Here is a 13,868-nt window from a genome sequence, read left to right on the forward strand (position 1 = left end):
TCAGAACTTGATCTTCAGCTTGGCGCTGCCGGTCAGGGTCTTGTCGCGGTCCCCGCCCAGGTAATTGAGCCCGGCGCTGAGGCTGACGCGGTCGTGGTGCGACAGCACGAATTCGCCGCCGACCATCACCGCATTCTGGTTCAGGCCAAGCGTCAGCAGGGCCGGATCGGCCGCCGGATTTGCCCCGATGAAGCGATAGGGCATGGCCATGGTCTGCTCCAGCTGGAACATCCCGCCCACCGTCAGGCGGAATTCGGCATGGCTGGCGGCGCGGTCCTGCAAGGTGACGCCAGCGGTCAGGCGCGGATTGGCAGTCCACAGCCACTGGGTGTGCGCATCCGATTTCATGCCGAGCCCTTCCAGGCCCTTTTCCGCAAATTCCGCCTGGTGCAGCGCCGTACCGGTCAGCTCGAACGAGGGCTTGAGGAAGCCGCCGCCGAACTGGTGGGTATAGCTGCCGCCCAGTGCGAACTGGACATCGCTGGCCTTCGGCCTGGCCTGGACATTGGCAACCTGGAAGACGTTGGTCAGGCGCGTGCTGTGGAGCCACTGCCAGCCGGCGCTGATCGAGCCGGTCAGTTCGATGCCCGGCTGCGGACGCCAGGCCAGCATCCCGCCCAGGTGGAACGCATCGCCATTGCCCGTCGTCAGGGTGCCGTCCGTCACCGCGAACGAATCGATCCGGCGATAGCCCAGGCCCAGGCCCAGGATCAGGTCGCTGCCGATGTCGCCGCTGCTTCCCATGGCCATGGTGTAGCCCGTGGAATCCGCAGCATACTGGTCCGGCTTGGAAGCCTGATCGAACGAGGTGTGCTCAAAGCTGCTCCACCAGCCCCATTCGCCCTTGGTCGCCGTGCTGGATGCCGCCATGCTTCGACGGAAGCGATCCGCGCCGAGATAGTGGATCTTGTTGGCGGTCAGGTAGGCTTCCGGGCTGATCTGCGTCATCAGATCGGTGAAGATGCCTTCTTCACCCGCCTTCAGGTTGGCAAGCCAGCCAGTCAGTCGGCCGATGCCGCCCGAACCACCCGCCTCGATGGCAGAGTTCATGTGCTTGCCGATCGCCTGGCCATTGGGGGTCAGGTAGGACTGATCGAAATGGCTCGTGAAATCCAGTTCGATCCCGCGCGACGTCGCCAGGATGCGATAGTCCATGGCCAGCGTATCGGTGACTTCCAGGCCCAGATCGCGCGCAGTGCCGCCCGGTCCGGTCGAAACCAGAACATAGGAATCGGCATTTTCCAGCCAGGTCATCGTCACGTCCATCGTGCCATCGACGATGGCACTCCCGCTCGCGCGGATCTGGTCCGACGCATAGGGGCCGAAGGCGACGTCGAAGACCATGTGCCCGCTGGCCGACTGGATGAAGTCCCCTGCCAGGTTGGTCTGGGTGATGACCCGCGAGCCAAACAGCAGGTTATCCCGCGCCGGAGCCACGCCGTCGACATTGGCGAATTGCTCGCCCGCCGCCAGGTTGAGCGGCAGGAGCGGGGCGCTGAGCCCCATGAACAGCACGCCTTCGTTGCGGAACTCACCGATGGCTGCGGGATCGGTGCGAAGCTGGATATCCGAAGCGGCGACGAAGCTTGCGCCTTCACGGTTGAGCAGCCGGTTGTTGCCCCCGCCCAGCAGCACGTTCCCGAACAGGCGCCCGGTATTCTCCAGCGTGTCGTTGCCGGTGCTGCCGGATGCCGCCAGCTGCGAAACGGCGGACAGCGACTTGCTGCTGAGAATGTGGTTGTCCGCGCCGCCGTCCAGCACGATCCCGGCGCCGGTGCCGCTGCCGCCCCGCACGTCTCCCGATACGGTGACCGTGATATTGCCCCCTGCATCGCCGCTGCTTTGGGCAAAGACCGCAGTGGCATCCAGGGCCGTGGCCATGACCGCCCCGCCAAGCAGCAGGTTGATCGCGGCGCCATTGCCCGTTCCGCCTGCGCTGCCGGCGAAGAGACCTTCGACATAACCGCCACCGCCGCCAAGCGACTGGGCAATTACCCCGCGCGATCCTTCACCATCGACAAGGATGTTGCCGGTCTGGGCAAAGCTGATGGCCCCGCCATTGCCGGTGCCGCCGCTCCGAAGGGCGAGTCCGCCGAGGTTGCCGCCGAAGACCGCACCGCCGCCGCCGCCGATCGATTGCAGCATCACGCCGTGCGAACGCAGGCCCAAGGTCGAGATCAGGCCATTGTTGGTAACCGCAATCGCCCCGCCATCCCCGGTCGCGCCGTTTGCGCCGCCGATGGTGATGGAACTGGCCCCGATATCGGCCAGGCGGACATTGCCGCCGCCCGCGCCGATCGACTGGACCAGCAGGCCGGAGCTGAAATCACCGAAGGTCCCGATGCCGCCGCTGTAGGTGCCCGTAACCGCACCGCCGCCAAGGCCCGAGCCGCCGTTTGCGCCCAGGGTCAGCTCGGCGATGGCGCCAAGCGGCAGGCCAGCGCTGACATGGGCGCCCAGAGTGCCCCCGCCGCCACCGATCGATTGCAACATCGCACCGGGGGCAATGTCGCCCGTGGTAACGATGCTGCCGCTCTGCACGACAATGACGGCACCGCCGGCAGAATCGGTCGTGTTGGTAGCGCCCAGCGTGGCGATGATCTGACCGGGGCTGGCCAGCGTGGTGTCGATAGCCAGAACGTCACGGCCCCCGCCACCGCCGACCGACTGGTAGAACTGGCCGGGTGTGTCGGTGCCATTGGTCAGGATCTGCCCGGCCAGGTTGACACTGATGGCGCCGCCGCCGTTGCCGGTCCCTCCGCTTCCGCCGAGGTCCACGATGATATTGGACAGCAGGCCGTCCACCGAAACCGCTTGCGGTGCCAGGGCCATCGCGCTCTGCCCGCTGCGCCCACTGCGCTGCGCGGTGTTCTGCGCGACCGGCACGAACTTGAGGTTGAGATAGGCGGTACCGCCGCCGCCGCCGATGGACTGGACGCCGGAACCGCTGCCTCCCGCACCGGCAACCGCCTGGTTGCCGACGGCATTGATCGTCACTGCTGCCGACTTGGCGCCGCTGGTGTCCTTGCCGCCCAGCTTGGCCGCAATGGTGGAGCGCAGTTCGCCTGCCGGGTCCAGCGGGGTTCCGACCAGGTCGGTGATGCCGGACAGGTCGAAGGTCAGCGAGCCGCCGCCGCCGTTGATGCTGGCCGCCGAAATCGCTTGCGAATTGCGGCCCATCACGGTGATCGATCCGGTGTGGTTGACCGTGACGGAACCACCCTCGCCGCCGCTGCCGCCGCCTACTGCGCCCAGCACGCCGTTGAACAGGTTGCCGGCCAGACCGGACTTGCTGGTGCCGAGCATCAGCCCGACATTGGCATCGCCGCCGCCGCCGCCGACCGACTGGGCGCGGATGCCGTCTGCGCGGTCACCCAGGGTAACGATCGAGCCGGTGTTGTTGACCGTCACCGCTCCGGCATTGGCTCCGTCGCCGCCCAGTCCGCCAACCGCGAACACGTGGGTGTTCTTGCTGGCTGCTCCGGAAATCACGCCGGCCAGGGCCATGCCGCCGGTGCCGCCGCCGCCGCCGATCGACTGGGCAAAGATGCCATGCGCGTCCTTGCCGCTGGTGGTGATCGTCCCGGCGTTGCTGACCGTCACGTTTCCGGCCGAATTGCCGGAACCGCCCTTCCCGCCCAGGCTGAGGCCCAGGATCATGCTCTCTTCGCTGGCTGCCAGCCCGGTCGCGGAAATGACCGAGGAACCGCGCCCGCCGCCCCCGCCGATCGACTGGGCAAGAATGCCATAGCCGCTGTCGCCGAAGGTGCGGATCGTGCCGGTCGCGCTGTTCGTGACCGTGACATTGCCGCCCGTGCCGCCGGTGCCCCCGGCCCCGCCGACGTTCAACTTGAACTGCTGGGTCGACTTGCCACCGGTTCCGCCCAGCAACAGGTCCAGCACCACGCCGCCGCTGCCGCCGCCGCCGCCAATGCTGGTCGCAACGATCCCGGCCGCTTCGCTGCCTCCGGTCTGGATTACGCCATTGTTGGTAACGGCAACCGTCCCGGCCGCTCCGCCGATTCCGCCCGAGCCGCCGATGTTGATATCAACCCCGGTGCTCTGCCCGCTGCCCTGGAGACGGGCATTGATCACGGCGCCGCCGCTGCCGCCGCCGCCGCCGATGCTTTCGGCGCGGATACCGTAGGAACGCTTGCCCAGGGTGACGATCTGGCCGTTGTTGGTGGCCGTGACATTGCCGGAAACCGCACCGGTTCCGCCCTTGCCGCCGACCGCCACGTTCACCGTGGTCTGGTCCGTGCCGGACTTCACCCCGCCAACCTGGAAGCCGATCACGCTGACCATGCCGCCAATGCCGCCGCCGCCGCCGATGGACTGGGCGAGGATCGCTTCGGCATCGTCGCCCCGGGTGGTGATGCCCGCGCCGTTGGTCACGCCGACCGTGCCAGAGGCCGCGCCGCTGCCGCCGGCACCGCCCAGCGAGAGGCCCACCTGGGTCGCCGCGCGGAAGGCAATGGCAGTCGCGCTGCCGCCAACCCCGCCGCCGCCGCCGATGGACTGCGCCAGGATGCCGCGTGCATTGGCGCCGACCGTGTTGATCGTGGCCAGGTTCCCGACTGAGACATTGCCGGAAACCGCGCCGGTGCCGCCTTCGATGCCGACCGCCATGCTCATTCCGTGCGAGCCGCTGCTGTCGTCCGTTGTGGACATGCTGACCGAAGTGGCCGAGCTGGTGCCGCCGCCGCCGCCCACGGATTGCGCGAGGATTGCCGTGGCACCCTGCCCCATGGTGGTGATCGTGCCTGCGGCATTGACGCCCACGTTGCCGCCCTGGCCGCCAGCGCCGCCCTTGCGGCCGATCGAGACGCCCACCGAGTTGTCGGAAAGCAGGCTGAGCGCCATGGTCATCTTGGTGTCGCCACCGCCGCCGCCGATTGACTGGGCGCGGATGCCGACGGAATCCTTGCCCCCGGTCCACAGGTCGCCCGTGTGATTGACCGCCACGTCACCAGCCGCGCTGCCGTCGGCAGGGTCGCCGCCGATGGCCAGCGACATGGCATTGGCCTTGCGGAACAGGCCCAGGCCAAGGCTGTAGTTGGCGCTGCCGCCGCCGCCGCCGATCGACTGCGCAGTGATGCCATCGGACCGGTCGCCTTCGGTCGCGATGTTCCCGGCATGGCGGACGGATACGTCATCGCCAGTGCCCGATGCTCCGCCGCTGCCACCCACGACGATGTTCGCCGCAAGGTTCTTTTCCCCTTCGGGCGGCGAAGTAACGCCGGAAAGCGCAAAGCCCAGGGTCATTCCGGCCATGCCGCCGCCGCCGCCGATCGACTGGGCGACCAGGCCGGAGGCATTGTCACCCCGGGTCCAGATCGTTGCAGGCGCCGCAGTCTCGCCGCCGCTGCCGCCCGGCGCATAGCCGCGCACCACGCTCACCGTGGAGGCATTGCCCGCCGCGCCGCCGCTGCCGCCGATCCCGATGGCCGCCGTGCTGCCCAGGGGCGCAACCGCCAGAGTTCCGTTGAGCCCGCCGATGCCGCCCCCGCCGCCGACCGACTGGGCAAGAATGCCCGCCGTCGCTGACGAAGGCCCTTCCAGCGTTTTCAGTCCCAGCATCTGCAGGATCGACGAAACCGTGCTGGGCAGGTTTTCCGGCGGGTTCAGCTGATCAGCCGGGGTGTTTCTGTTCACTTCGATCAGGCCGCGGCTGCTGACCGCCACGCTGCCCGCATGAGCCCCGCTGCCGCCATTGCCGCCCACGCCGACCGCGATGGCCATGCCGGTCTTCTGGTTCGATGCCGTGGCCGAGCCGGACACGTTGATCCCGCCCATGCCGCCGCCGCCGCCGATGGACTGCGCCAGAATACCGACAGTGCTGCCGCCTTCCACGCCAATGCGGCCGGCCTGGTCGACCGTCACATTGCCGCTGATATTGCCCGCACCGCCAAAGCCGCCAATGCCCAGGGTCAGGGTTGGCAGGCCCGCGTCCTTGGTCAGGGTGATCCCGCCCGAGACGTTGATCCCGCCGAGACCGCCCCCGCCGCCAAGCGATTGGGCGACGATACCGGCCGAGCCTGCGCCAGCCGCGAACACGTCGGAACGCACGGTTGCACTGACTGCGCTTGCCGTTCCGCCTGCGCCGCCAAAGCCGCCAATGCCCAGGGCCAGGTTGCCGTCCATGGAGATTCCGCCGGACACATTGATCCCGCCGGCTCCGCCGCTGCCGCCAATCGACTGGGCCAGGAAGGCGGAATTGCCATTGCCATTGGCGACCAGCAGGCCTTGCGTGCCGTTCTCGCCGATGGAGCTGGCCGTGACCGTGCCGGCATTGCCGCCGCCGCCGCCGAAACCGCCGATGCCGATCGCCGCGCTGGCGGAATCGCCACCGGACGGGTTGGTCAGGGCAATGCCCGCGCTGACGTTGAGGCCGCCATTGCCGCCGCCGCCACCGATCGATTGCGCGACCAGGCCGTTGCCGCCCACGCCGTTTCCGGTGGCAAAGCCGGGCAGGCCAGCCCCGCGCGAGGCAAGACCGGTCGTGCCGCTGGTCACGATGCTGCCGGCCAGGGCAAGCGAGACATTGCCGGCATTCCCGCCGTCACCCCCGAAGCCGCCGAGGCCGAGCGAGACTGCGCCGCCCTGCTTGGCGCCAATGGCCAGGCTGCCGCTGATGTTCATGCCGCCATTGCCGCCGCCGCCGCCGACCGATTGCGCGACCACGCCGTTCGAACCGCCCAGAGTGGTGAAGGTATTGCCGGTGCGGACCAGGTTGACGCTGGCCGCATTGCCCCCGCCGCCGCCAAAGCCGCCGACGCCAATCGAAATCGCCCCGGCCATGTCGCCCGACAGGCCGACCGATCCGGCAATCGACATTCCGCCGTTACCGCCGCCGCCACCCAGCGACTGCGCGAGGACGCCGGTCGAGTTGAACCCCTTGGTCAGGACCTGGCCGCTGACGTCGGCGGTCACGGCTGCCGCATTGCCGCCGCCGCCGCCAAAGCCGCCCAGGCCAAGGCTGAGCGCACCGCCGGCCTTGCTTGATCCCGATACGCTGCCGGCAATGGCCATGCCGCCATTGCCGCCGCCGCCGCCCAGCGACTGGGCCAGGATCGCCGTGCTGCCCAAGCCTTCGGTCAGGGTATCGCCAGAGCGGGTAAGCGAGACGGTCCCGGCATGGCCGCCGTTACCGCCAAAGCCGCCCATGCCCAGGCCCACGGCGCCCGATCCATTGCCCGCGAACGAGGCTCCGCCCGCGATGCTGAACCCGCCAGCGCCGCCGCCGCCGCCGATCGACTGGGCCTGGACCGCCGTGCTGAAACTGCCCGACGTGCTGCCGCTGCCGGTTACCGTGGCAACGACGTTCCCGGCATTGCCGCCCGCACCGCCAAAGCCGCCCAGGCCTACGCCCACGGCCCCGCTGCCGGTGCTGGCCCCGGAAACCGCGCCTGCCACGCTGAAGCCGCCAGCCCCGCCGCCGCCGCCAATCGACTGGACCGAGATGGCATCGGAGAAAATACCGCGCGTTGCAAAGTTTCCGCTGAAGACAAGCGAAGCGTTCGCGCCCGCGCCGCCGCTGCCGCCGAAACCGCCCAGGCCCACGCCAACCGCGCCGCTGCCGCTGCTTGCGCCCGAGATCGATCCGCCGACCGTGAAGCCCCCGGCACCGCCGCCCCCGCCCAGCGACTGGACCAGCAGACCGCGGCTGAGCGCGCCGCTGGTTCCAACGTCGCCCGTGACAGTGGCCATGGCATTCGATGCACTGCCGCCCGCACCGCCGAAGCCGCCGATGCCGACACCAACCGCCCCGCTACCCGTGCCCGAGCCCGAAAAAGCCCCGCCTACGCTGAACCCGCCGGCACCGCCGCCGCCGCCCAGCGACTGGACCACGATCCCGTCGCTGCCCCGGCCCAGAGTGACCGTGCTGCCGGTCAGGGTCAGGCTGGCTTCGGCGGAAGTGCCGCCTTCACCGCCGAAACCGCCGATCCCCGCACCGACCGCGCCGCTGCCGGTCCCGGATGCGGACAAGGCTGCGCCCACGGCGAAGCCGCCCGCGCCGCCGCCACCACCAGCCGACTGGACCAGCAGGCCGCGGCTCAGATCGCCTCCAGTGCCGATGTTGCCCGTGATCGTTGCCGTCGCATTGGCCGCCGCGCCGCCAGCGCCGCCAAAACCGCCGACCCCGACGCCCACTGCACCGCTGCCCGTTCCCGCACCGGACAGGGCTCCACCGACCGTGAAGCCGCCGGCACCGCCACCGCCGCCGAGCGATTGCACGGTGATCGCGTCGCTCAAGCGGCCAAGCGTCACCGTATTGCCGGCCAGCGTCAGTTGTGCCTGTCCGGCCAGGCCGCCATCGCCGCCGAAACCGCCGACGCCCAGACCGACGCCGCCGCTACCCGTACCCGCACCCGAAAGGGCGCCGCCGACCGAGAAACCGCCCGCGCCGCCGCCGCCGCCTGCCGACTGGACCAGAATGGCCCGGCTCAATTCTCCGGTAGAGCTGACATCGCCGGTGATCGTGGCCTTCGCCAGTCCCGCGCTGCCGCCCGATCCGCCCAGGCCGCCGATGCCCAGGCCCACGGCACCGCTGCCCGCCCCGGCACCCGACAGGGCCCCGCCGACGGTGAAGCCGCCCGCACCGCCGCCGCCACCCAGCGACTGGACCGTGATCGCGTCGCTGAGACGGCCCACCGTGGCCGTATTGCCGGTCAGGGTAAGCTCGGCCCGCGCCGCATTGCCGCCGCCGCCGGCAAACCCGCCGATGCCGACGCCAACAGCGCCCGCGCCGGTGCTTGCCCCGGCCAGGGCTCCGCTGACCGAAAATCCGCCTGCACCGCCCCCGCCGCCAAGCGACTGAACGACGATGGCCGATGAATTGCTGCCCCGGGTGCCGGTATCGCCGCTTCGCGTCAGCTGCGCGACCGCGGCGTTTCCGGCGCTGCCCCCGGACCCGCCGAAACCGACCGTCACTGCCCCGGAGCCGCCGCCCGAAGCAGCCAGTCCGCCCGCAATGCTGAACCCGCCAGAGCCGCCGCCGCCGCCGACCGACTGGACGATGGCGCCCGTGGACTGCGCTCCCCTGGTCGTCACCAGGCCAGTGACCGTGCCGGTTGCATCACCGGCCGAACCGCCGCCGCCGCCGGAACCGCCGAAGCCGACTGATGCCGCAAAAGCTGCCGTGCCGCCCGCGCTGAGGCTGCCCGCAATGTTGAAGCCGCCTGCGCCGCCCCCGCCGCCCAGCGACTGGATTGCAACGCCAGTGGACTGATCGCCTTCGGTCGAGGCTCCTGCCGTTACCGTGCCCGTAACCGTGCCGCCCGCACCGCCGCCGCCGCCAGCACCGCCAAAGCCGATCGCCGCCGCACCGCCCACGCCGACCGTGGCATTGACTGCGCCGGACACATTGAAGCCGCCAGCGCCGCCGCCGCCGCCCACGCTCTGGATCGTCACCCCGTTGGAGCGATTGCCCACGGTTGCCGCCGAACCGACCGTGCCGGTTACGGTGCCCCCGGCGCCGCCATTGCCGCCGGTTCCGCCAAAGCCGACCGCTGCGCTTACTCCGCCAAACTTTGACGCGTCCATCGCGGCGGCAATGTTAAATCCGCCGCTGCCGCCACCACCGCCCAGCGATTGCACGACAGCACCGCCCGCATCGTGGCCGGAGGTGCGGATCTGCCCGAGGAAATTGCCCAGGACCGTGCCGCCCGAACCGCCCAGTCCGCCCTGACCGCCAAAGCCTGCGGCCACGCTGACCGTCGCAAGCCCGCCCGAACCGGCTACTGAAACGGACATCCCGCCATTGCCGCCGCCGCCGCCGACCGACTGGGCGGTAAAGCCCGTGCTGAAGTCACCCTGGGTCGCGATGGTTCCGCCGGTGTTGGCAGAGACGTTGCCGCCGACGCCTCCATTCCCCCCAGACCCGCCGATGCCGAGCGAGAATGCAGCTCCGGAGGTCAGCTGGACCGCAACGGCCAGACCGCCGTTGCCGCCGCCGCCGCCAACCGACTGGGCCAGGATGCCATGGGCGTTCGCCCCTGCCGTTGTTACACTGACATCGCCCGCCAGGTTGACCAGGCCGCCGCTCCCGCCAGCGCCGCCCGTTCCGCCGATTGCGAAGCTGCCACCGGCCCCGACGCTGAGGCCCGCAGCCGCGGCGAAACCGCCGTTGCCGCCGCCGCCGCCAACCGATTGGGCGAGGACGCCGTGGGCCCCGCGCCCGGCAGTGGAAATCGAGGGATTGGCCGTCGTCGGCCCCAATGGGCCATTGATCGTCGCAGGCTGGAAATTCAGCGTTACGTTGCCGCCGGCACCGCCGCCGCTGCCGCTGCCGCCCAGCGCGACACCCACGAAGCTGCCGACCGTGATCGCACCCCCGGCACTGCCGCCGCCGCCACCGACCGATTGTGCCTGGATGCCGATTGCTTCCGCACCCGCAGTCGAGATGAAACCACTGTGCGTGACGTTGACGGTCCCGCCAGTGCCCGCACCGCTGCCGCTGCCGCCGATCGACACCAGCAGCGATCCGGCGCTGCCGCCAGAGCCGCCGCCGCCACCAACGGACTGCGCGAAGATACCCTTGGCCAGATCACCCTGCGTGGTGATCGAACCGGCATTGCTGACCGAGACAATCCCGCCAGAACCACCGGCGCTACCGGTTCCGCCCACACTGGCCAGGCCGATGCCAACACTGCCAGAGCCGCCACCGCCGCCGATGGTCTGCGCAAAGATCCCGGTTGAACCGGCGCCGCTGGTCTGAATCGAGCCTGCCGCCTGCTGGGCAATGGTGACATTGCCGCCGTTGCCGCCCGTGCCGCTGCTGGAACCGAGCGCGACCACGCCAAAGGAGCCGCCAGCGGAACCGCCTCCACCGCCAACCGACTGCGCGAACAGGCCACGCGAATCCTGCCCGCGCGTGATGATCGAGCCGCCGCTGTTGATCGACACCTGCGAGGCAGAACCACCGCCTGTCCCGGACGTGCCAAGCGCGACAAGTCCACCGGAAATGCCGCCGCTACCGCCGCCGCCGCCGATCGATTGTGCCACCACGCCATCGGCCCAATTGCCGCGCGTTTCGACCAGGGCACCCGCATCGACTGTGATCGAGGCGCTTCCGGCACTGCCGCCGGAGCCGCCAGCGGATCCGAAGGTGACAATGGCAACGTCAGTCCCGCCATTGCCGCCGCCGCCGCCGACCGATTGCGCGACCAGGCCGGAGGAGAAATTCCCGCTGGTGCGCGTGACCGAGGAAGACGTCGCGGTCAGCGAAACATTGCCGCCGTTCCCGCCGGGTCCGCCACTGCTTCCCAGCGGCAGAGTGAGAATGCTGGAACCGGCATTGCCGCCGGTTCCGCCGATGGATTGGGCCAGGACGCCATAGGCAAAGCTTCCGCTGGTCTGCACGGTGCCGCCGTGCGTGACCGAGACCGACCCGCCGTTGCCGCCATAGGAACCGCCGCCCCCGCTGCTGACCGACACATAGCTGGACCCGCCGGAACCGCCGCTTCCCCCGACAGACTGGGCCAGGATACCAGCGGCATTGTTGCCGGTGGTGTTGATGATGGCCTGGCTGCTCAGCGTGACAGTTCCGCCCTGGCTGGCTTCGCCGCCGGAACCGCCGCCACCGGTCGTGGCATAACCGCTTCCGCCCGAACCGCCGGTCCCGGCGGCGCTTTGTGCAAAGATGCCATAGACCTGGTTGCCCGAGGTGCTGATGGTGACGCCCGAACCAACCGTAAGATTGACGGTTCCACCCGCTCCGGCGGCACCGCCCGGTTTGCCGCCGCCAGCAAGGTTGAGATAGGAACTGCCGCCGTCGCCACCGTCGCCTCCGATACTCGCAACATAGATTCCGGCAGGGGAATTGGGCACGGCCGTGATGGACAGCGGACCGACAACAACCTTGTCGATCGTCGGACCGGTCGCGCCGTCGCCGCCCGAAGTCGCCGGAACGAAGATGGCCCCGTCGCGGCCATTCCCGCCGTCGCCGCCCTTCTTGACCTCGTAGATCGTGTTCTCGCTTCCCGAGGGCGGAGTGAAGGGAATGGTGTTTGCGCCGGAACCGCTGGAGCCATCGCCCGAAAGCGGCTGCGCGGTTGCAACAACCTGGCTGGTGTTCGTGGTCAGGTTCTTGAGCGTAACGGCCGTGACAACATCGACAGTGCCGACCTTGGTGGTCGTGATGGCAGTCACTTCAAAAGTATAGCTGGTCCCGCCCCCGCTGATCGTGAACCGGTCGCCCACCGTCTGGGCCAGCAGGATCACCCAGCCAGCATCCGTGGCGACCGAGGCCGGAGCGATGACCTGGGTAACCGTTTCGACCGAGCCAGTGATCGGATTGTAGACCTTGTCGCCCGGCTGCAGCGTCGGAATCGCGGCTTGCGCTGCCGGTGCGACCAGGGCCGAGGCGACACCCAGGCCCATGAAACCAACCACGGCAGGCGCCATCGACCGTGCAACGTCCACCAGAAGGCGGTGGCGCATCAGCGTTGACCAACGCCCCGGACCGGAATGTCCGGTTGCTCCCTGGCTCTTCGACACTACGGATTCGAGACAACGCACAGCCATGAAAAACCCCCGGGAAACTGCCACTGGTCGAGACTTCCCGCAGGCGCAGAGCGGCGAGCTTGAAGGAACCGACTCAAGTTAACCTGATTTAAATAGGTGTTTTTGCTGTGTCCTGGCAATCACCTGATTCGATAGAACAATTCTGACCTTTCCCCGGCGGGCCCGCTCCGAAGGGTGGCGGAAAGCCCGCGTCGGGATCCTGTCACAATCGCGACAAGTGGCTGTTCGCCTTTGTGTCACATAAGTGTCATAGAGATTGCCTAACTGGCGTCCGACTCATTGATACGAGGCTGCCATGACCCGTTTTAAGACCCTTGCTTTTGCTGCGATCTCTTCCGTCGCCCTTGCTGCCTGCGGTGGCGGCTCTTCGGGCGCCAGCCGCGATGCGGCCTGGGCCGTCGGTTCATCGACGATTTATCCCTTTGCCGCTGCCGTGGCCGAAGAAGTCGCCAAGGGCGGCGTCAAGGCTCCCAAGGTCGAACAGAACGGTTCGGGCGCGGGCATCAAGATGTTCTGCGAAGGCGTCGGTGCGAAGTTCCCGGACATTGCCAACGCCTCGCGCCGGATCAAGAAGTCGGAATTCGAAACCTGCCAGAAGAACGGCGTGAAGGACATTGCCGAAATCCAGGTCGGCCTGGACGGCATCGCCTTTGCCGAAGGCAAGAGCGGCCCCGGCATCGCCCTGACCCCGGTTGACGTCTACAAGGCGCTGGCCGCCAATCCGTTCGGCAAGCCGAACACGGCCAAGACCTGGAAGGACGTGAACCCGGCCCTCCCGGCACTGCCGATCCTGGTTTACGGTCCGCCGACGACCAGCGGCACCCGCGATGCTCTGGCCGAACTGATCCTGGCCAAGGGCTGCGACACCGATCCGGCGATGAAGGCGCTGAAGGAAAAGGATGCCGACGCGCACAAGAAGGTCTGCACCGAAGTCCGTGAAGACGGCGCCTATGTCGACTCGGGCGAAGAAGACAACCTGATCGTCCAGAAGCTGGCCGAAAACCCGAATGCCATCGGCGTGTTCGGCTTCTCGTTCCTGGAAGAGAACATGGACAAGCTGAAGGGCATCACCATGGGCGGGGTCCAGCCGACCTATGCCTCGATCTCCGACTTCAGCTATCCGGGCGCGCGCCCGCTCTACATCTACGTCAAGATGGCGCACCTGAACTCGGTTCCGGGCCTGAAGGAATTCATCGCGACCTGGGCCAAGGTCTGGGGGCCGGACGGCCTGCTGAAGAGCAAGGGCATGGTCATTTCGCCGGATGACGTCCGCGCGAAGAACGCCCTGATCGCCGCCAATCCGGTGGCGATGGACGCCTCGACGCTCAAGTAAGGCAGCA

At 68.7% G+C, this 13,868-nt stretch carries 2 protein-coding genes; one reads left to right on the forward strand and one right to left on the reverse strand.

What is annotated here, in order from left to right; genetic code table 11:
- Entirely contained in the window at positions 1-12,444 is a 12,444-nt protein-coding gene (locus tag ACQKOE_RS09420; protein WP_427512554.1) for a hypothetical protein, read from the reverse strand.
- 379 nt (positions 12,445-12,823) lie between these two features.
- Between ACQKOE_RS09420 and ACQKOE_RS09425 the strand changes: the two genes are divergently transcribed.
- Positions 12,824-13,861: a substrate-binding domain-containing protein gene (locus ACQKOE_RS09425; protein ID WP_427512555.1), complete on the forward strand. Its 1,038-nt coding sequence runs from the start codon at positions 12,824-12,826 to the stop codon at positions 13,859-13,861.
- Positions 13,862-13,868 lie beyond the last annotated feature (7 nt).

This window comes from Novosphingobium sp. NPDC080210, from assembly GCF_050281025.1.
GTDB lineage: Bacteria > Pseudomonadota > Alphaproteobacteria > Sphingomonadales > Sphingomonadaceae > Novosphingobium.

What these genes read in the sequence shown, in the direction of transcription:
- ACQKOE_RS09425 (WP_427512555.1), top strand. Translation starts at nt 12,824, where the DNA reads ATGACCCGTTTTAAGACCCTTGCTTTTGCTGCGATCTCTTCCGTCGCC.
- ACQKOE_RS09420 (WP_427512554.1), bottom strand. Translation starts at nt 12,444, where the DNA reads ATGCGCCACCGCCTTCTGGTGGACGTTGCACGGTCGATGGCGCCTGCC.